Source organism: Dokdonia sp., from assembly GCF_039945015.1.
In the GTDB taxonomy this organism is placed as follows: domain Bacteria; phylum Bacteroidota; class Bacteroidia; order Flavobacteriales; family Flavobacteriaceae; genus Dokdonia.
Map to the genome: position 1 here is coordinate 1 of NZ_JBDUXP010000021.1, position 22,818 is coordinate 22,818.

Sequence of the window (22,818 nt, forward strand, 5' to 3'; positions counted from 1 at the left end):
TCTTGTTCATCTTCTTCAAAAGTGCCTTCCTCTTCCTCTTCTTCCCAGTCACCGTTTGTTTCTCCTTCTTCTTCCTCTTCCCAATCACCAGTAGTATCTTCTTCCTCCTCTTCCTCTTCTTCTGTTTCTTCCTCTTCTTCCGTTTCTTCGTTGTTGTTGTCTTTTCTAAACACAATGAGGTAACGGTTATAATGTTCTCCAGCTTCAAGCGAAGTTTCATAATCACCTTCAAGTAAATTTGTTACTGTATCTTGAACACGATCTTTAAGGTATACTGTTGTTGTTTCTGTATCAACATTTTCAAGAGCGTCTATTCCAATGGTAATAGGACCAGCTTGTGGTAGTATTACTACAAGAGGGAACTGACTTACATCTGTAACATTTGGAACTCCAAGGATTACAAACTTCTCGTCTTCCAAATCCCAAGTCATATCTTGTTCAGGGCCAAATTCAATTTTTCCATCATATGCTCTATCATTACCAAAAGTTGTATTCTCATCTACAGTAAGAAGAAGTTGTCTGTGGTATAGACTAGGAGAGTCAAAACCTATTCTATATTTCTCACGCATATCTGGCGCATCAAATGCGGTATCATCTGGCTGTTCTGTTGGTATATTTTCTTGCGTATTTTGAGCAACACTTTGTTGATCACCCTGTTCAATATCTTCTCCAAATAGGAAGATAGAATCACCAGTTTCTTTAACAAAGTTACGTTGTGTATTACTAAAATTTATGTCTCCATCACTATCTGCAGCAACAAAGAATCCTTGTCCTACAGCAATATAACGTCCAGGGGTTTTAGTTCCTCCACCTATTTGAGCCACATCTGGATGACTTACGGCAGGAGTTCCTCCAGAAAGTGTATATAATGCATATCCAGCTTGGTAGTCTTTGGTGATGTGATTTCCTCCTCCAAAATGTTCCCAAAAATATAGGGTACCATTAAGGATTGGGTTGTCATTTATAAAATCATCTGCATCTAATGCTGATGGGAATGGATTACCTACAATATAATCTCTGTCTGCAAGAGCAGGAATATTGATATCTTGTAAATCTGTACTGTTATTTGGTTTTCCAGCAAACACATAGTTTTGAGGGTCAAGAATAGCTCCAGTACCAGGACCTTTCATCGTATATCCTTCTCCTACGTCAACACTTCCAAATGGCCCTATGAATTGAAATTGTTCAATGCCATTACTATATTTAAACATCCAATAAGAACTAACTGTTATAGGAGTTGTAGGAGCACCATTAAATCCTCCACTAAAATTCATTACTGCAGGGTTGTCAGGGTCTGTACCATCATTCATTACATTACCTATAGAATAACTCACATTAATTTGTGTGCCATTAACAAGACTTACAGGCGCTGACCAGATATTATATGAATAGGTGTCAGAAGTTCCTTGTTGATCTCTTTCTAAAGTACCAGTACTTGTTACATCAAGATCACTATTTTCTGTTTGTACAAGTTGAGACTCACCTACAAGATCTAGTAAGCCATCAAGTTTAAGGTAGTGAGATACTTCTATTTTACTGTCATTTTCTATAGACAATTCATTGGCTTGAACTTCTAAGGCAAGTACTGTATTATTTGCAAATGTATCTACATTGTGACTTGTCTGTACGATGTTCCACGCTACGTTTACGGTATTATCTACAATAGATGGGCTATTAGGTACTTGAAACCCAGTTCCATTTTCCCAAGTTGCTTGATCTGCCCAATCTCCATCTACTTGAGATACATATGGAAGAGGAGCTGTTTGAAAATCTACCGTATCTAAGTTTCTAATCGCAGCAATAAGATTGTTATTAGATTCATCCTTTACATTTGTAAACGTATAGATGTTCATAGGGAAGTATGCTGCTACTTCATCCCAATCTGTTGCTACAAATTCATCTTTAGAAATACCCGTTGGTATAATTCTACCAGTTACGGTATTCAGCGTTGGATTTTCTTCTATCTCTTGATTCATGATATAGCGAACTTGATCTTGGGAAAGAGCAATGTTCCATACACGTAATTCATCTATTGTCCCTTCATAGAAGTCTGCTGGATTTAAACCATCGGCAGCCGCTACTACAAAAGATTGAGAAGTACCTACAGGTGCACTTAATCCAGGCACTGTATTATCTAATACTCCATCTATATATACTCTTGCAATAGAAGATCCATCATAAGTAAAGGCAAACTGGTGCCATTCATCTTCAGTAATTTGAGTAAAAGATTGAATATCCTGAGTCCCAGACCCATTAATCCAAGACATTTCTATTCTCTGGTTAGGTAAAAGAGTAACGTCATATCCTTCTGTAAAGGCTGCATCACGTTTTGAAACGATTGTATAGTCTCTGTCTATTCTTTTAATCCAAGCAGAGATCGTAAAGGCACCATCAAGCTCAAGGTCATCTTCATCTCCTACATCTAGGTAGTCTTGAATTCCATCAAAAGAGATAGAACGTTGGAAAACATATTCTGGAGCATAACCAAAAGTGATATATTTTACACCATTAAAATCATATTCGGCTTCTAGGTTTATACCATTAAGACTCATAATACGATATTCAGAAGTAGGACTAAAGGTAGGTGTGTCAGAAACAAACATCAAGTAATCTCCAGGAGGTGATAGAGTAGAGGCTAATGAAACTTCAGGTACAGATACCTTTACGCTTCCTACAGTGCCAGTTTCTACAACTTTCCAAGTACGTTCTATAGATGTAAAATCTACTATAGTGTTAAGACCAGTAATACCAGCACTCATATCTACTACAATAGGAGCGGCGGCAGCTAGAGGATCATTATCATTCCCCCATAATAAGAAATTCTTATCTGAGAATGTATTCGCATTAGAAGCGATATTATCATTATTTGTATCGTAAATATCTGTAAGACCCATAGTCACTATAGACCCAGGGTTAATACTAGTAGACTGTTTTTGATTCAATCCAGAATTATCATCTCTACCTATACCGGCAATATCATAGTTAAAACCAGTATGTGTTATTACATCCCAAACTACATTATTATCAGAATCTACATAATTTTCATCTCCTAAATCAGTAGCTGTAGCACTATTAATATCATGGTTTGTAATTCCATTTTTAATAGCTAAGTACGATTGTATTTTTAATTGATCTGTAATAGAATTTGGAGAGGCATAACTAATAACCTCAGTAATTTTACCATTAAAATGAGAGTCAAATGGAGTTCCAGTAATTGTGATACGTCCTACTCCTAATACATATATAGAGTTGTCTACAGTACCATAAGGAAGGTCTCCATCAGACACACCTGTCGTTTGATTGAAGGTACGTCCAGCATAATTATCTATACGAATACCATTCTTGTAAATTTCAGATTGATCTAATATAGGGTCATATTTTACATTAAAGATAATAACTTCGTTATCATAACTATCTGTAGAACTGGTATAAGCTCTACCATAACTTTCATCAGAAAGCGTAGCTAAACTTTGAGGAGTTGAGCCTATCATATGACTTACAATATTATCGACTCCATTAAATCGGATTGATCCTGGATTGATCCAGAAACCTGTACCATCTTCAGCAAAATCTTCTGGAGTGACTCTTCCAGATAGAACACCTTCTAATGAAGAAGTACTATTGATATTACCATCTGCTTGCATAACAATCCAATACTCATCGGTAAAGAGTCCTCCTTTTCCTTTAAGTTGTGTATCATTTGTAGTATCAAAATTTAATACTGGGTTATGATTAATATTTTCTGTACTATTATCATAATAGGTAGGCGCTGTGTTGTTTGCCGCTTTTGCATCATTATCAAAGGCCTCATCGTCCCATGTCGTAACCGCATTACCATCTGTTTCTATAATCCCTACATTTGACTTAAGCCATAATTTAAGGTTAGAAGTAACATCTCCAGGTCCAATAGCAGGATCTGCAAATGGCGTAATTGGGTCTCCTAAAATGAGTACATTATCAAAATTCACACCATCATCCGTAGTAGAACCATTTGATGCAAAGGTTAGTCTAAATTGTGCTTGAGAATTATTATCTAATGTAGCTGGTAAGTTAATTTGCGCCAGTACAAATGATGATTGTGTAGCAGAAGAACCTGTGTCAGAATTAAGTCCTGCCCAACCATCTACACCAGATCCAAGAGCACTTACATTATCTGTATTATACCAGAAATCTACTGGGGTAGCCGAGTAAGCTCCTAGTATTGTCCAAGAAGTTCCACCATTAGTAGAATATTCCATATTAAAACCATCATTTGTATCAAGAGAGGTATCATGACGTATATCTATCTGAACTTTAAGGTTATTATAATTAGTAAGGTCAATAATAGGACTTGTTACTACAGTATTAGAATTATTAGCATAATCATTATAATTATTAGTGTACCAGTAATTACCTTCTGTACCCGTTTCTACTGCATTAGTACCATAGGTCCATACACTATTTCCACCTGGATTTGAAGCTGTCCAGTTACCATCATCAGTATCAAAATTTTCATAATATACCGTGAATGTTGGATCTGTATTTATAATAGCAATTCCCTGTATATCAAATGTATATATACCTTCATTACTATCATCATTAACAATAGTAATAGTCGCATTGTGCGTTCCTGCGGCAGAAGGTGCATAGCTTATTTGAAATGTAGTATTCGCACTAGCATTAATTGTATTATCAGGTATAGATGTTATAGAAAACTGTGCTGCGTCTGTCCCAGTAATAGTAACATAAGGAGAAGCTCCTGTTAGAGTAAGTAATCCTGAACCACTATTTGTTATGACAAAATCATTGATGTTTGTAGTACCTACGTCTATAGTTCCAAAACTTGTTCCGTCTGTAGTAGAAGGAGTTACATCTCCATCAACAATAGCATTTGTAAGCCCCGTAATGTCTATTTCTGGAATAAGAGCAGCAGATGCTTGTCCTAGAATGTCAAAGGTATATGGGTTCTCATTATTATCATTATTTGGAATAGTTACTGTTGCATTATGAGTTCCTACAGCTGCAGGGTTATACGTAATTCTAAACGTAGTAGAGCCACCACTGGTTGGTATTGATGAAATAGATGGAATTGTTGTTAATGTAAATTGTGTAGCACCAGCACCTGTTATCGTTAGATATGGAGATGGGTCTGTTAATAATAGATTGGCAGTTCCAGAATTACTTATGATAAAATCACTAAAAATAGAACTTCCAGGTAATAAAAAACCAAAATCTGTTCCGTCTACTGTCGTAGGAGTAATATCTCCATCTAAAATATTATTACCCATACCTGTAAGTGATATTTCTGGTTCTGGTCCTACACCAGATCCAGTAATATCAAATGTATATGGATTTTCATCACTATCATCATTTGCAATAGATACAGTTGCATTATGTGTTCCCCCTACAGTTGGTGTATATGTAATTGCAAACGTAGTCGTATTGCCACTTGCAATTGTATTTGCAGGGATTGTGGTTACAGAAAACTCAGCAGCATTTGCTCCAGAAATTACAACATAAGGAGAAGCTCCTGTAAGATTAAGATCTAAATTACCCGTGTTTTCTATCGTAAAAGTATTTGGATTGTTATTCCCGACAACAACACTTCCAAAATCAGTATCGTCTAATGTATTTGGTGTGATATCTCCATCAGGGATAGAAGTGCCTAGACCCGTAATATCCATTTCTGGTTGAGGTACAAGAGAGATGATATTAAGTGTATAATCTTCTACCTCTCCAAAGAAACCTACCCCACAAGGATCTAATGTACTTCCATTTTGAGATGCTACACGCATTCTAGTAGATCCTACAGTGGCCGTTAATGGTATTGTAATAGCAAGTGGTGAGTTACTTGTAGCTCCATTTGTAACACCATTTTCGGTACCCAAATTAAAAAACTCTCCTGTATCATCAAAATCAAAATCTTGATTCCAGTCAATCCAAACACCAACTTCATATGTAAAAGCTCCATCTGTATTTATTTGAACAGTAAGATTGTGAGTAGTACCTAATGTAACATTTGTAGATATTGCCGTAAAATCACTGTAAGCATTATTCTCAATAGGCGTATTATTATCTATAGTATTAAAATTTACACGTCTTATCACGTCTTGAAAAGTAGCATTTCCAGAAGAGGCACAATAAGAAGGATCTGCTGTAACTCCGGTAAGAGTAAATGTATATGGATTTTCATCAACATCATCATTTGCAATCGTTACTGTCGCTGTATGTGTTCCTACAACTGAAGCATCAAACGTAACTTGAAATGTTGTACTGTTTCCAGCATTTATAGAGTTACTTGGTATTGATGTTACAGAAAAATATGGAGAACCACTTATAATAGCATACGGAGATGCATCTGTTAATGATAATGTAGTCGTACCTGTATTTGCTATTGTAAATGTATGTACGTCAGACCCACCAGTATTTACTGTTCCAAAATCAGTATCATCTGTTGTACTTGGTGTGATATCCCCATCTGGTATTGTACTACCTAACCCAACAACATTCATTTCAGGTCCAGTAGCTGTAGATGCTAGTACATTAATAGTATAATCTTCTACCTCTCCAAAAAAGTTATTATCTTCATCACAAGAACTAGTAGGGTATCCATTAAATCTACTAGAAACACGCATTCTAGTCTGCCCAAGTGCAGCTCCTGCAGGAACTGTAAAATTTATAAAAGAATTTCCACCATTTACAAAAGCTCCATTTGTAGTATTAGCAACTGTTCCTAAGTCATATCGCTCGGTAGCATCATCAAATATATAATCTTGATTCCAATCGATCCATGCATATCCAAAGAATGTAAAACCACCATTTGTATTTATTTGTACTGTTAAATTATGACTATCTCCTATAGTTAAATCTGTTGAAATTGCTGTAAAATCAGAATAACTTATAGTTTCTAAAGGTGTATTGTTATCAATACTGTTTAAAGCAACTCTTCTAATACAAGAAGGATTGTAAATAGCAGCAGATCCACAATATTGAGGTTCATTAGTAACGACTATATTATCTATGGCCATATCACTACGAGCAGCAACAACACCTGTTGTACCACTCATACGCACATTAATAGTTTGTCCTGCAAATGCACTAAGATCTATTACTTCTTTACGCCACGGACTTGTTTCTGCATTTTGTTGTTGTGCAGTTCTTGTAAAGATATTAGTCCAAATTCCTCCTGAATCATTACTTACTTCTACATTAAGAGTACCCATAGAAGAACCATACATATGGTAATCAAAAGAAAAGAAAGCTTGTGTCTCTCCTGTAAGGTCAAGACATGGACTTGTTAAAATAGTGGTAGCATTTGGTCCTGGGTTTGTTCCTGTAGAAGATTCTGTATAATAATAGAACGTTCCATTACTAGCTTGACTTGGGCCAGTTCCAAAACCACCAGCTCCAGTAGGTGTAAAACCAGAGCGTCTAGTCCAATCTCCGCCATCTCCAGCGTCTTGGGTCCAATTTCCTAAACCGGCTTCAAAGCTTTCTGTATATGGAAATGCATTTATGACAAATCCAGTACACACAAAAGCATCATCGTCGATAGAATTTGGGGTATCTGTAATAGATGTTGTCGAAAAAACAGGTTGAATTAGAAATAACGTGATTAAAACACAAAAAGCACATAAAGTACTATTGAAAGTAATTTTTTTCATTTTGTAGGTTTTGCTACTATAAAGTTTTGGGAACTTTATAGTGATATTGGGACTGCTAATTTACTAAATTTCTTAATCCTACAATAGAAAAAATGTTAAAATTGTGTTTTTTGCCTATGATTTGTGTATTTCATCGATGTTTTGGAGATGTTAATGAAGAATAGTTAATGTGTTTTGGAGGTTTTGTGGTTTACGCTTTCGCGAAAGCGTAAAAAAAGGGAATCCATTATGAACTCCCTTTTTATTAAGTTTGATAGATTCGTTATATAATCTATTTTTTACTAGCCATCTTCTTACGGATTCCAAAGTATGCTCCAGCTGCAATACCTAAGCCTATAAAACCGTCTATAGGAGCAGCAGGCGACTCATCATTTACGTCATCTGGAAATATGATTTGTGCTTGAGTTGTCGCAATACTAAGCGTACTTATGATACATACTAGAAAGCAAAGGCGTTTAATATTATATTTATTTTTCATAAGTCTTTTATTTTTTGATTAGGCGTTTAGTAATACTACCAGTTTCTGTAGTAATAGTTACAAAGTACATTCCATTTGTTAGTGTAGATAATGAAGAAATCTCAAGAGTATTTCCATTAAAACTACGTTCTTCACTATAAATGATCTGGCCTAATACGTTATTAATCTTTATAGAAACCTCTTGCCCTTGTAATAAAGTTGATGTAATCTGAACTTGATCTCCATCTAGTGGGTTAGGGAACATTGAGATATCATCTATAAAAGTATCTTCTGTTGAAAGTGCGCTTTGTTCAAATATGATTTTGAATCGCTCACTATCAATACTAGCTTCAATAGCTGTATCTACCGTAAATTCTATAAAGTTATCACCTTCTTCTAATTCATAAATCTCACCAGTAAATGTATCTTCAAGGTATGATGTTACATCAGTAAGACCCGCTTGCTGTACACGTAGTGTATACGCATCGGTTCTATATGCATTGTTAAATAGTTGAATCTCTTCATCTATTGTTGGTAGCGCTCTACGCTCTACACTTAATACATCATCTCCATTAGAAACCGCCATATTCTCATCGATATTAAAGAATTTTGCTGCATCGGTTAATGTGATATCATTACTAAAGTCTGGAGAAAATAAGATAACAAAGTTGTCTTGTAGTTTCCCTCCAGCATTAAAATCTTCTGTTCTAAATAATTGCCCTATAATATGAGCGTTATCTATGATCGGATTTTCTTCTGTAAAGAAAATGTTTGTGTCTTCTCCCACCATTTTATCACTTTCATTAAAAGTAACAGTAGTAGAGTTATCTCCTACAGTTGCGGCTGTAGTAACAAATGCAGATTGCCATGGTTGGAAGAAGTGGTTTGCTTCTGATCCAGCACCGTTGGTAGATCCTGTTCCTGTTAAGAGAACGGTTACGTATGCTCCACGAGCTCCTAATGTAGCATCCCAAACATAATATTGGTTTGTGTTTACGTTTGTAGCATTTGCTACAATATCATTCATATCTACAGTTGCTTGATATGGATTCCCTACAAGGTTAAAACCTCCAGCTGTATGATTTAAATCTCCACCTGTTATAGAAGATGTACCCGTTACAATAGCTCCGCTAGCTCTTAATCTTGTATCTGTAGGAACAGCACTATTAGAAGTAACATCTATCGTACGATCTCCACGTACAAATAAAAGATACGCATCACCAGCAGTAAGTGTATTCATATCTGTATTATCTATAGGAGTAAGGGCTGGTGTTACTGCACTATTGTCATATGTAAATAATGATGGATTTCCTGAAGGTGTAGTGTCAAATCCATTTTGACCACTAGTAGATCCTGTAATATGAGTTCCAAAATCTGGATCGGAAGATCCATTTTCTTGCCAGTTTTCACGTATTGTAGTGGTCGTCGTTACTGGACTCGTCACAAAACGGAAAGCTCTTCTTGCAGGAACAAAACGTTCTATCGTTACATTACCAGTAATAGTTCCAGAAGTTATCTGATCTATCATAGCAGATTGTGTAGCACTACTTGATAATGTGAGATTATCATTGGTTACTAATTCTCCATTAGACAACGTTAATAATTGATTTATATCTACATCGGTATCCAATGTTAATGAAGTACTAGCTGCATTTACGGTTAATTGAGCTGTTTCAAATGCATTTCCTGAAAATGTTTGTGAAAATGTACCTTGAGCAATAATTGTTGCGTTACTTGCTGATAAAGTTCCATTATTAGTAATATCTCCTGTAGAAGTTAATGTATTTGAGCCTATATTTAAGGTAGCACCTTCATTAATTAAGATATCATTTGCAGTTGTATTTCCTGTAAGTGTTGGACTTCCAGATAAAACAAGAATATCGTCATTAACTCCAGACACTCCACTAGGATCTGTTGGACTCCAAGTTGGTACACCTCCAACTAATCTATGTATATAATCTTGTTTAGTAGCAGTAATACGAATGTTGTCAAGTGCTAAATCACTTCTAAATCCATCTCCAGTTACTGCTATAAATCGTATAATGACTACTTTTCCAGAAAAAGCGGTTAGATCTTCAGTAACTTCTTGCCAAGCGTTTACGGATGCGCCAGAAATTTGTGGAACAATATTAGTCCAAGTGTCACCTTGATCATCACTTATTTGTACGTCAAGAGTTCCATTGTTAACCCCGAAATCAGATCCAAACCTATGATAGTTGAAGGCAAAGTCGATGTCATTATACTCACTTGTAAAATCAATACAATTACTTTGTAATATAACAGTTGCATCAAAGCCTAAACCATCTGTAGAGGCTTCTGTATATACGTAATTTTGTTCGTGTATAGATTGTACACCACTTGGTGGCCCTGTAGAACCAGAAGGAGTTCCTTGTGTAGCAAGATTTATTGTCCAATCTCCATCATCACCACCAGCTTGGAAGAAAGTACCCGTTCCATTTTCAAAACTTTCTCTGTATGGGAATGTATCAATGGCTCCATTTATACAAGTTCTATCATCAATACTAGTATTGACAATTTCAAAATTATCAAATTTAAAACCTCTAAACTCTACATTATAACCATCTTGTCTATTAGAAGTGTCCGAAGCAAATTTAAATCTAAACTGTACACTACTATTGCCCGTAATACTTGGATTATTTGTAGCATCTATAAACACTTCTTCTAATACCCATTTTGCAGTAGGATTATCAACACTGTCATCTGTAGTATCTACATACATATCTCCATCATAAATGTGAGCACCATTTAGTGATTGGAAGTTTTCTTCATCACTTGACTTTGTTAAGTGAAAACTTGTAGCTCTTGTTGCTGCAGGTCGTGTATGTCTTCCACATAGGGCAACCCAAGTGGTACCTCCATCTGTACTGGCTTCCAATTGTGCAAGATCAAAATTACGTTCGATATCCCATACAGCATTATAATGAATAACAGCAGAACTAACGCTACTTAGATTAATTGGGTTTGTAAGTGTAACAAAAGTTTCATTACTATTTCCATATGATGTGGCTGTAGATGTAATGGCATTTGTACTTCCATTAAAGCCATCTGTAGTCTCAGACCAACTTGTTGTGCTCCAGTTTGAAATACCGTCTGCAGTTATAATGACAGTTGGGGAATAATATTTTATAAAAGTTGCTTCATAGATAGTATGAATATCATTGCTTAGTGTTACCTTATATTGAATAGGGTCATTGGCTTGTATGCCTGCATCTAATGTATAACTAGCACTTACTGAACGTTGTTCTAATACATCCATGTTATCTAATGCTGTAGCACTAGGTGTTGTAATTACAATGTTATCAGAAACAGCTTCTACTTGTAATGTAAAATTAGTAGTCCTATTTGGAACATTATCATAGGTTTGTCCTATATGTTCAATAGCAAAATCTAATTGCCCACTCATTGCATCAATATTACTTTCAGTATGATCGTATAATTTTGCAAAACGACCCGCAGTAAGTGATGTAATGAGGTTAATACGTACTGCTCTCTGAGCTATAGTTACAAATTCAGTTGGATCTGGCCAAAACTCATCTCCGTTTTCAGGGCTAAATGTTATAATTCCTTGTCCTGAACCTGTAGATGGATTACTTGTAAGTGGGCCTATTGGATTGTAATTTACTACGGGACCTCCAAACATCCAATCATTAATATCACCATTGGCATTTGTTAATGTATTAGGGGCAGAACCGTGTACATATCTATTGTAACGTGTTACATTTTGCATAAGATTTTGAAACTCATCTTCTCTTCCTGATGATGCACTTGGATCTCCATTATAAGAAGTTGTAACAATCGAGTTTAATCCCGCATGATGATTGATTGCGGTTTCAAATGAATGATCATCTACAAATTCTTGCATAATCATAATCTCATTTTCAGAACCAGGGGAGTCTCCTCTATATGTGTCTCTATTTGTTAAGCTACTAGATCCTACTTCATCAAATCCCCAATAGTAATCAGAGTTTCTATTTAAATCAATACCTCTTAAAACATTTCCATTACTTACACTTCCATTATCATTTACTCCGTCGCGTAAATTTTTACGTTGTCCACCTCCAGAATTTCCATCTTGAACAATTTCGTTCCACCTTAAACCATCAGGATTAATAATAGGAACAAAATAAAGTTCCTGATTATCAATCATATTTTTAATGACAGGATCTTGATCATAATTTTCTAATATATACCACATATAATAAATAATGTTCATAAGACTACTTGCCTCACGCGCATGTATCATTCCAGTAATTAAAGATTCAGGTTCATTTGCTTCATCTGTTTCTGGATTATCAGAAATTCTCACATAAAAAATATCTTGAGGATCAAAATCTATAGGAATACCAGAAGAAGTTGTACCACTTCCTGTTGTATTTCCATTTGTTTGCATTCCTCCAGCAGAAGCAGATGCTTTTGTAGATATAAGGTCTGGAAATAATAATTTCATTCTATCTAACTCGGCTAACGCCTCATCAACCGTAAGACATCCTCCCATAGACCCTAATTGGAAATTTTGAGGGACCCAGTTAAATTCAGCACACTCATCATACTGAATAGGGTTATCAATACTTGCTTCTAATTCACTAAAAGATCTATTCTGTCCTTGCGAGTTTACTTTTAATGCTTCTAACTGTTGTATAGCTAACGGTAATCTTTCTTGACCTCTTCTAGCATAGAAGGTAGAAAGATCTTCTTCTACTATTTCATAATTAAGACCTAATGCGCTTATTTCTTCTAAAGCATTTCCATAAACATCTAATCTTAAATCATTACCAATTGGCTTTGCTCCACAATGGAGGTCTAAACCAAGCTCGGCAACATTCACTAATTGATCTTTTGTTGGGTTCTTCAATAAAATGCGCTTACCAGAGAATTCATCATGGTTGCCATGATCATGCTCATTTTGTGCAAAAAGACCGGTAATAGCACATAACGATAACGCACAAACAAGAGTCGCGCGTCTTAGAGTAGTTTTTTTCATAGTTTAAGTAGGTAGTTATTATTTGTCAAAGTAGTAAGTTGAGGTTACTATATATTAGTATTATGATTTTGGGTTGCGCTAATCTAGATAAAATTTAGAAACTAATAGGGGTATAAATGTTAAAATTTGCATTTAAACTTGATTTTTGTGTATTTTAACGATAAAATGAGGTATTATTGAGAAAATTCACAGAAGGCTTTAACACGAGATTAAAATAGGAATATGATACTATAACATATTATTTTAAGAGGGATCGCCATTGTCTTTTCTAGAGATATGAAACTGTATTCCACAAAAAAGCGGCTACCATTTGGTAGCCGCTTTTAAAGTATGCATATTTTAAAGAATTCTTATTCGCCTCCTTCGGTTTCTAAGTTTTTCATTTCTTCTTCTATCATCGTATAGAATTGATCGATTTTTGGAAGTACATAAATTTTTGTTCTTCTATTAGTCGATTTGTTTTCTGCAGTATCATTAGGTACCAATGGTACAAACTCACTTCTACCTGCTGCAATTAATTGTGCAGGGTTTGCTCCAAGTTCAACAAGGGCACGTACAATAGCCGTAGCTCGTTTTGCACTTAAATCCCAATTGTCAAGTAATACACCACTCTTATAAGGTACATTATCCGTATGACCTTCTACAAGCGCTTCAAAATCTGGCTTACCGTTAATAACAGTTGCTACTTTACCAAGAATCTCTTTGGCTCTGTTTGTGATTTTATAACTTCCTGTTTTAAAGAGTACTTTATCAGAAAGTGATATAAATACAACACCTTTCTCAACATTGATCTCAATATCTTGATCATCTAGACCTACTTCTTTCTTAAGGCTAGTTACTAATGCTAGGGTTACACTATCCTTTTTGGTAAGTGCATCTTGAAGTCTATTGATTTTTAAATCTTTTTCTTTAAGACTCTCCAAAGACTTCTCAAGATTTGTTGCTCCTTGTTGCGTAAGCATTGTTAAATCTTTTGAACTTTGGATAAGTTCATCTTTATCTCTTCTTAATTCGGCAAGGCGTTCTTCAAGAGAAGCAACACGTGTTGTTGCACTCGCTTTATCTTCTAAACAAGAATTCAGCTTTACGGTAGCAGAGTTTAATAAATCCTGTGTTTCTTGTTGTCTTGCCTCAAGAGCGGCATATTCTTTTTTTGAGACACAAGATGCGAGTAATAATAAACACGCACAACTTGCTAATACTATATGTTTCATATTCTGGACTATTTCAAATTATATTCAAAAATACCAAAAACGAAAATGTTAAAATAGCGATTAACAGTTTTTTATCGTTTTTATAAAATATCGCGGTATGTCTTCTTCTTTTTTATGAAATAATGAAAAACGATAGCTCTTATTTGATAATAATCATCACTCTGTTGTAACGTGTTTCTCTTTTTAAGTAAGCTAGGAAAATGGCCATAAAAACTAAAGTGCGCTTTTATGATAGCCCATACATGTTTGGGTTTCCCTTCTAATAAGAATTTGACCCCAGCAATACCATCTAGAACAAGACGATATAAGATACGCAGTATGTATTTTGACCCTGCACTATTTTTTACAAGCGCAAACAAAGTGTTTCTAAAATTATAAAACGTTTTCTTTGGATTTGCAGCCGCAAGTGTTGCACCACCTAAATGAAAGACTTCACTATCACCTACAGCAACAATACGGTGTCCTTTATTTTTTATGCGCCAACATAAATCTATTTCTTCTTGATGTGCAAAGAAGTCTTCGTCCAGGCCATCTACTTCCCAATAGCGCTCAGATCGGATAAAAAGGCATGCTCCACTTGCCCATTGTACATCAACTGTATCATTATACTGCCCAGTATCTTCTTCACAAGCGTCAAAAATACGTCCTCTACAATATGGATATCCAAGCGCATCTATATATCCACCGGCTGCACCTGCGTATTCAAAATAAGTTGGACGTTTTAGATCTTTAATCTTAGGTTGCGCCGCCGCTATGGTAGGTGAAGTTTCAAAAACAGAAATCATAGGTTCTAGCCATCCTTTTTCTACCTGTACATCACTATTAAGTAGTACATATACATCTGCATCTACATGACGTAACGCATCATTATACCCTTTGGCATAACCACCATTTTCCGTATTCTGAATAATAGTAACTCTGTCAGGAAACTGTTCTTTACAATAAGTTACAGAAGTATCTGTAGAGGCATTATCTGCTACATAAATAGTCGCCAGATGTGCACTATGTTCTACAACACTTCCTAAAAAACGCTCTAGTAATTCACGTCCGTTCCAATTAAGTATGACAATTGCTATATTCACTTTGCAAATAAAAGGGTTTTACGCTTTCGCGAAAGCATACAATACATCATTTTATAATATATTTAGGTAATTCTCTTAAAAACTGGTAGCGTTCTTTCTCAAGATCCATTACACAATAGTAATGCGTAAGGCCATTAGTAACCATTAATAATTCTCCTTTTAACTGTAAATTATAACGAGCAATCTGATCAAACGTGGTTTGTGTGATTTTTACGGTTGGTCTTTTACACTCGACAACCAAGAAAATACCCCCATCGGAATTGAAAACGACAATATCATATCGTTTTTTAGTATTATAAATTTTAATTTCTTTTTCTACATTAATCAAGCTTGCAGGATACCCCTTTGTTTGAATAAGAAATAGTAATACATGTTGCCGTACCCATTCTTCCGGAGTAAGATGTACAAATTTTTTACGAATCGGGTCAAAAATATACGGTTTGTTTTCGCTATTTTTGAGTCGAAAGTCATATGCTGGAAATTCTAATGCTTGCATGCGTGCAAATTACTATTTCTAGAGCAAAAATCCACTAGTGCAAAACGCAAAAAAAATACTATCAGATCTTCAAAAAGGAGAGATACAGCCTATTTACTTTTTAAGTGGGGAAGAACCTTATTTTATAGACTTGATTGCCGATTATATAGAAGCCAATGTATTAGAAGAATCCGAAAAAGGGTTTAACCAGATGATATTGTATGGACGTGATGTGACGATAGATGATATTGTAGGGAATGCAAAACGATATCCTATGATGGCAGATCGTCAAGTAGTAATTGTAAAGGAAGCACAAGAGCTTTCTCGTACTATTGATAAACTAGCTTCCTATGTAGAAAATCCACAACCTTCTACAGTGCTTGTCGTTTGTTACAAGTATAAGAAACTTGATAAAAGAAAGGGACTGGCAAAAGCACTTAAGAAAAGTGGTATTCATTATGAAAGTAAAAAATTATATGAGAATCAAGTAGGAGAGTGGTTGCGAGATGTTCTCGCAAAAGAAGGTTATAAAATCAATCCTAAAGCAGCACATATCCTAGTAGAATACTTAGGGACCGACCTCAGTAAGGTTCGTAATGAGATTAATAAATTGATGCTTATTCTTCCTAAAGGAAGTGAGATCACTCCAGAAGCTATTGAAGAAAATATAGGAATTAGTAAAGACTTCAATAATTTTGAATTGCGTAAGGCGGTAGGGGAGCGTGATATTGTAAAAGCACAACGTATTAGTTTATACTTTACTCAAAACCCTAAGGATAATCCATTAGTACTTACCATATCTTCTTTATTTGGTTTTTTCTCTAATCTTTTAAAATACCATGGATTACCTCAAAAGGATAAAGGTACTGTAGCCAAAGCCTTAGGTATAAATCCTTACTTTGCTGGAGAGTATACGACAGCTGCACGTCATTATCCTATGAAGCGTGTAAGTGCTGCCATTGCTTTATTACGTGAAGCAGATGTAAAAAGTAAAGGAGTAGGTGCCAGTGCTTTTGCAACACCAGATTTACTCAAAGAATTACTAGTAAAGATTATGGGATAGTATTTATGTGTTTTTAGTAATAATGTGCAATAATCTGTAAGTCATCTTCTCCAGAACCTAAAAATAGCTTTGCAGCGCCAGCACCATTAGTAGTACCTACTGCCATTTGACCCGCAAATAAAGCAATATAAGTACCCGGACCTAACTTAACATAATCGGATCCAGTATTCTGAAAATTTTGATAAGCTCCATTTGTATTATCTGCATTATTATAAAACTGTCCATTGATTGCTAGAAGTCCTCCTGTTTCTTGGCATACAGTCCCTGAGGCATTTACATCAATACACCAAGGGCCTCCATTTATTGGGTTACCATCAAGATCATTAACCACAGCTACTCCAGAAAGCGGATCTGAAGGATCTGTTACTAATCTAAAATATACTCCAGTTTGTATAACTCTTGCTCTAGTATCATCAAGTCTTTTTGTAGGATTTGAGGTTGCATCGTATACAGACCATGATAACGAGTAATTAATTTCTACAATAGCATCACCTGTTAATGTAAACTGAGCAGCCGTTAGATCTGATGGAACCCCTGCGAGATCATATCCAAATGCATTTCCTGTTTGATTAATAAGATTTGTCGGATTTTCTACATCATTTAGGTAATTTTCAGAATCAACTAGCATTTCAAGTTTTTGCGTAGCCGTACCTAAAACTAAATCTCCATTGGTATCTACATAAACTTTAGTTGTTTTACCGACTCCTAAATTATTTATATTATTAGTTATTGATAACCCTTCTATTAATATGTTTGTGTTAACACCAGAAATATGTAATTCTTCTTCCGGGTTTGTAGTATTAATACCAACTTGTGCAGTTGTATATATAGAGAACATAATTCCTGCAAAAAAAAGTAATAGTGTTTTCATATGTATTTAATTATAAACTCTTATTTTTAAATAATCAGTAGCTCCTCCAAATCCAACACTAGTATAACTCGTCGCATTATCTGTTACAGTGCCATAAAAATATATTTGGTGAGTACCAGCAGGAAGTGTTAAGTATCCTTGACCATTCATATATGGGTATCCAATAATACCTCCATTACTAGTTTCAAAATATTGCGCTATTTGCCCATATTGTTTGGATAATTCTGTTGTGTTTAACCCATCACTATCTATATCTACTATAAAGAAACTTCCAATAGTTACAGCTTCTGTAAATGTAGGATAAGTGATAGCACCAGTAGAAAGATCAGTTCCAGAGATAAGTAAAGTAACACCATATTTTATTTCAATAATAGCATTTCTAGGAACATTTATCGATACAGAAGTAACTTGTCCTTCTGCATAACTAGTTCCTAAATTATCATTATTTATAGCTGTTCCAGTATTAAGCCCTAATGTATAAGGGTCATCTGGAATAAAATTTGGAACATCAATTAGAAAGTTTAATGGCTCTATAGGTCCAGTTGTACCGGTAGGCCCTAAGACAAGATTTCCTAGGCCATTTATATAAACTGGCGATAAACGATTTCCACTATTAAATGAATTATTTGTAGTACTAAGACTTTCTATTCTTATAGTACTATTTGTGCCAGCTATATGTAAAGTTTCTTGAGGATTTGTAGTTCCTATACCTACTTGACAAAATGCATTTAGACATACTAACATTAAAAATAAAGAGATTCCTTTTTTCATAATTATTAATTTTTAATGCAGTTTTAAAAATAAAGAATCATTTCCAATGGCAAACTCTACATATGTATTTTGAGAAATTGGACCACCTCCATTTCCTTTAGTATCTGAAGAGACAGCTCCTATTAATTTTAGGTCATACGTTCCTGCAGCTGGAAGGGAGATATAGGCTGTGCAATTAGTATATAATATACCAGGACTACTATTTATAGATCCACTACTATAATTTTTTGTAGCAGATCCATAAATTCGAGTTTGTCCAGTTATAGTAAAATAAGTATTTACTCTTCTAGCTAAATTATCTGAAATAATTGCTTTCGATGTGTCGTTGTATATTGCAAAACTTATGTTATACTTTACTTCTAAAATAGTTGCTCTAAGAACAGTAATAGAATAAGAGGTAATCTCAGTTGACTCTATACCATCTGTATCAGTATCAAGTAATAAAATAGTATTTGTAGTTAATGTAGTATCATCTAGCTCATCTGCTTCTTCACTAATATGAAAAGGAGTAAATGATAAATCAAATGTTCCTGTATTATTTACATATAAAGGAAAAATATCATTAGAAAGGTCTAAGTCTCCATTAGTATCTCCTTCATTGAAGCTATTGTTTATAGAATTTAATCCATCAATACGTATTGTTCCAGAAGAAGATGCAATATGCAGTTTTTGTTGCGGTACGGTAGTCCCTATGCCTATATTTCCTTGCTGAGAAAATACACTACCACACACTAAAAGAAAAAATAGTGTTTTCATTTTTAAGTGTTTTACGATAGGGGCAAGGGGGAATAACTATAAATTTAATAAAAAAAGTATTCCAATTATTTAATAATCAATAAAATAATTCACTTGTAATTTATGGTTTTTTCGTATAAACAATATTGAAAAGAAGCATTTTTGAAATAAAAACTTGAAGAGTTATAATAAAAATAATTAATTAATATTAGTATTATGGTAATTATTTAAAATGCTGTTTATGAGATGTTTATAGAAAAAATAATTTTAAAATTTACTATAAAAATTGAAGAATTGTTTTATTCAACTATTGATAGTTTATAACTAATATTAATTGAATTTCTCATAGAGGAATGAGACCAATTAATATATGATTAAAAAAGAGAATTTATAATATAAAGCTTGATATATAATCAAAAATAGAATTAATCTTTAGTATACAATGTAGTATAATTATTACTAAATTAACTAATATGATTAGAGAGTTTGTTCTTCTTTCTTCTGTGATTTCCATTTTCTATACCCTCGTACCATTAATAAGAAATTAATACTGTGCATAATAGCTAGAAACCATAGCGATGTCATGATACAAACCATGGCTGCTAGTATTTGACCTACTGCCATGGTAGAAAACCCTTTTATACTTTTACGATTCATTAATTCAAAGGCGACAAGAATAAGAATAGCCGAACTAATCTCGATAATGGTTTTGGGAAATTCAAATTGCATAAAAAATATTTTAAAAGACACTATATAGAATTATTATAAAAATAGTACTATTAATAGTTATACGAGATGATAGAAGTTATAAAAATGATATAATAAGTAGAATAGAAGTATAAGATCTTGATTACTTTAAAGTACGTACTCTTTTTATAATGTCTTTATAGGTATCACTAAGGGTTACTTTGTGATTTCCAGATAATAAAATGAGATTATCCGATGGGATGATTTCTTCTATTTTCTTAAGATTAGCGATATAGTTTCTATGGGTTCTGCAAAAAATAGTTGGGTCTAGTAATTTTAAGATTTTTGTAAGCGATATAAGAATGACAAATTTCTCTTTTTCTGTAATAATGTTGCAATATTTTTCCTCTACTTCGATATAAATGATATCGGCAATTTGTACTTTTTTTAATGATTTCCCTTTCTTAATAAATAAGTATTCTGAGCTTATAATTGTATTTTCTTCTTCACTTAAAAAAACATCTTGTTGTTCATAGAATTTTTCGACAGCCATTTCTATCGCATATAAGATTTCTAGCTCGTTAAAAGGCTTCATTAAATAGCTAAAAGGCTGAGTTAGTTTGGCTCTTTGAAATATCTGACGATCTGTAGAGCTCGTTAGAAACACAAAAGGTTTTGATGCATTGGGTGCTGTATTTATTGCTTCCGCGAAAGCGATACCATCAGGAACGCCGTTTAAGAAAATGTCTATGATAACAATATCAATCTTTTGAGAATTATAGAATAATGATAAAGCCTCTTTTAGGTTTGTAGCTAGTCCCGCTACTGTGTAATTATTTTCTTGGAGAGTTGTTATTAATTGTTCACTTTCTGATGGGGTATCTTCTATAATGAGTACATTGATATTATCCATGCGATGGAGTTTCAGATAAAGATACAATCATTTTTGTGCCTTTTCCTAATACACTCTCTATAAAGAATTTGCCATTGTTTTTTTGAATCATTGATTTGCATAATTGTAACCCTAATCCAGATCCTATAATATCTTTATGCTCCTTTTCTGAAGTAACGATATTCTCTTGAAGAAGATTTTGTCTTGTTGCTTCACTCATCCCCATTCCAGTATCTTCTATAATCAAGTCACAATAGCCTTCTTGAGTATGTTGTGTATAGACCTTAATACTTCCATTTGTACTAGAAAACTTTATTGCATTATCTAAGATATTCCGTAAAATAATTTTTAAAGATTCTTGATCTGCAAAGACTTTATCATTTTTTGAGATGGTATTTTCAAAATGAATATTCTTTTCAAGAAATAATGCCTGGTAATTATGAGCAACATGCTCGACAATAAATGACAGTCGTTGAGGTGCTATTTCAAAGTAGGATTGTTTAGTTTGTAATAGTGCCCAGTTTAATAAATTGTCTAATAGGTTATAGGCTCCGTTTACAATCCCACTATTGGTCTGTAATAAGGTGTTTACTTTGTCAAAATCCTTTGCTTCTAGGGTATTTGATAGCGTTTTGTTACTTGTTTTTAAAGCTTGTACAGAAGAACGTAAATCGTGACTTACAATAGAGAATAATTTGTCTTTAGTTGCATTTAATTCGTTTAAATTTTCTTTTTGTGTGACGATCACTTTATTGGTTCTTACTTTTTCTCTATAAAAGTAGAAACTCGTTCCTAACAATATTAACAATATAATAGCCGAATACAAAAGGCCGTCTTTTTGAGCTTCTTTTACCTTATTTTCTGCTTCTAATAGACTAACCTCTTTTTGTTTTTGTTGTACAGCAAACTTTTCTTCTTGTTTTGCTAACTTCCATACTTGATTTTGATCATTAAATGTATCTTTTAATACATCATATTTTTCTATATATGAATATGCAGCATCTGGATTGTTACGATTTTTTTCGACGATATACATATTGTATGTAGCGTTCATTTTTGAGTTGTAGTGTTTTGTTTTTTCAGACAGTTGATAGGCTGTTTCAAAATATGGAATCGCTTGTTTGTCTTTATATTGATTATAGTATAAATTGGCAATATTGCCATACGCTCTTATTAATTCAATGGTGTCTTTTTGTTGTTCGTATAGTGTCACACTTTCAAGAAGGTATGTTTCGGCTAGACCATACTGCTCAAGATGTAAATAACAGATCCCTAAATTATGATCTATATTACTCTTTTCAAGACCTAAGAGCTGGTCTGTGGTGTATGTTTCTATTTGTTTAAAATAATGAATAGCCTTTTGGAAATCCTGTTGCTCCAACGCAATTTCTCCTAAAATCATTTTTATATGAGGGGAAAATTCAAAGTTTGATGAAACATTAGAAAACTCTTTTTCGGCTTCCTTAAATAGTTTTTTATATTTAAAACTAAAACCTCTTAAAAAATGACAATAATCAATGAGTTCTGTATTGTTTTTAGAAGAACTGAGTTGCTTCATGGTGTACACTAATGTAGAATCCCAAGTTCTCTCAAAGAAAAAAGTTTGTGCTTTATAAAAATGCACTTCATGAGTATATTTGGAACTTTTATTTTTTAATTCTAAATCAAATGGAGTCGTTTCAATTATTTGTTGAGAAAAAAGTACTAGAGGAATGGTTAGGAGAATAGAAAGAAATATTATGTTACGTTTACCATTCATATACTCTTTTTAAATAATTAAATTTAGAATGCAAAAAAGCAAAGGAATAGATTCCTTTGCTTCAATGGTAATAAAAAATAACGTCTCTAACTAACTGATTGTTATTTTTTTATTTTCATAACCGAATTTACTTTTGCTTTCAAGAGTAACCGTAATAACATTTGTAC

General features: G+C 33.9%; 13 protein-coding genes. 1 reads left to right on the plus strand and 12 read right to left on the minus strand.

The genetic code is table 11. The annotated features are described in order from the left end of the window. The 6 genes from ABJD27_RS16225 to ABJD27_RS16250 form a co-directional block, all read right to left on the minus strand. The coding region (locus ABJD27_RS16225) for a choice-of-anchor D domain-containing protein (RefSeq protein WP_348202069.1) at nt 1-7,643 on the minus strand (7,643 nt) is incomplete at its 3' end. Between the two features lie 271 nt (nt 7,644-7,914). Continuing rightward, nucleotides 7,915-8,121, minus strand: coding sequence for a hypothetical protein (locus tag ABJD27_RS16230; protein ID WP_348173776.1), 207 nt, complete (start codon nt 8,119-8,121; stop codon nt 7,915-7,917). 7 nt (nt 8,122-8,128) lie between these two features. Further along, entirely contained in the window at nt 8,129-13,102 is a 4,974-nt protein-coding gene (locus ABJD27_RS16235; RefSeq protein ID WP_348173774.1) for a M14 family zinc carboxypeptidase, read from the minus strand. 350 nt (nt 13,103-13,452) lie between these two features. Next, the gene (locus tag ABJD27_RS16240) at nt 13,453-14,316 is read right to left on the minus strand and encodes an OmpA family protein (RefSeq protein WP_348173772.1); all 864 of its coding nucleotides are present in this window, start codon (nt 14,314-14,316) and stop codon (nt 13,453-13,455) included. 80 nt (nt 14,317-14,396) lie between these two features. Beyond that, nucleotides 14,397-15,398 carry a glycosyltransferase family 2 protein gene (locus ABJD27_RS16245; RefSeq protein ID WP_348173770.1) on the minus strand — a complete coding sequence of 334 codons (1,002 nt, stop codon included), beginning with the start codon at nt 15,396-15,398 and terminating at the stop codon, nt 14,397-14,399. A gap of 46 nt (nt 15,399-15,444) precedes the next feature. After that, nucleotides 15,445-15,894 carry a type I restriction enzyme HsdR N-terminal domain-containing protein gene (locus ABJD27_RS16250; protein WP_348173768.1) on the minus strand — a complete coding sequence of 150 codons (450 nt, stop codon included), beginning with the start codon at nt 15,892-15,894 and terminating at the stop codon, nt 15,445-15,447. Nucleotides 15,895-15,931: 37 nt separating this feature from the next. Here ABJD27_RS16250 and holA point away from each other — a divergent pair, with 37 nt between their 5' ends. Then, nucleotides 15,932-16,936, plus strand: coding sequence for a DNA polymerase III subunit delta (holA, locus tag ABJD27_RS16255; RefSeq protein ID WP_348173766.1), 1,005 nt, complete (start codon nt 15,932-15,934; stop codon nt 16,934-16,936). Nucleotides 16,937-16,949: 13 nt separating this feature from the next. Here the strand turns inward: holA and ABJD27_RS16260 are convergent, their stop codons facing one another. The 6 genes from ABJD27_RS16260 to ABJD27_RS16285 all read right to left on the minus strand — a co-directional run bounded on the left by ABJD27_RS16260 (nt 16,950) and on the right by ABJD27_RS16285 (nt 22,651). Then, the gene (locus tag ABJD27_RS16260) at nt 16,950-17,807 is read right to left on the minus strand and encodes a hypothetical protein (RefSeq protein ID WP_348173764.1); all 858 of its coding nucleotides are present in this window, start codon (nt 17,805-17,807) and stop codon (nt 16,950-16,952) included. A 6-nt stretch (nt 17,808-17,813) separates the two neighbouring features. After that, a complete protein-coding gene (locus ABJD27_RS16265; RefSeq protein WP_348173762.1) occupies nt 17,814-18,578 on the minus strand; it encodes a hypothetical protein in 765 nt (254 codons plus the stop codon). Nucleotides 18,579-18,590: 12 nt separating this feature from the next. Continuing rightward, on the minus strand, nt 18,591-19,334 hold the full coding sequence (locus tag ABJD27_RS16270) for a hypothetical protein (RefSeq protein WP_348173760.1): 744 nt from the start codon (nt 19,332-19,334) through the stop codon (nt 18,591-18,593). 456 nt (nt 19,335-19,790) lie between these two features. Next, nucleotides 19,791-20,042 carry a hypothetical protein gene (locus ABJD27_RS16275; RefSeq protein ID WP_348173758.1) on the minus strand — a complete coding sequence of 84 codons (252 nt, stop codon included), beginning with the start codon at nt 20,040-20,042 and terminating at the stop codon, nt 19,791-19,793. A gap of 121 nt (nt 20,043-20,163) precedes the next feature. Continuing rightward, complete coding sequence (locus tag ABJD27_RS16280; protein WP_348173757.1) at nt 20,164-20,913, minus strand: response regulator transcription factor; 750 nt, start codon at nt 20,911-20,913, stop codon at nt 20,164-20,166. Then, complete coding sequence (locus ABJD27_RS16285; RefSeq protein ID WP_348173755.1) at nt 20,906-22,651, minus strand: tetratricopeptide repeat-containing sensor histidine kinase; 1,746 nt, start codon at nt 22,649-22,651, stop codon at nt 20,906-20,908. Before ABJD27_RS16285 ends, ABJD27_RS16280 begins: the two co-directional genes overlap by 8 nt. Between the last annotated feature and the right edge of the window lie 167 nt (nt 22,652-22,818).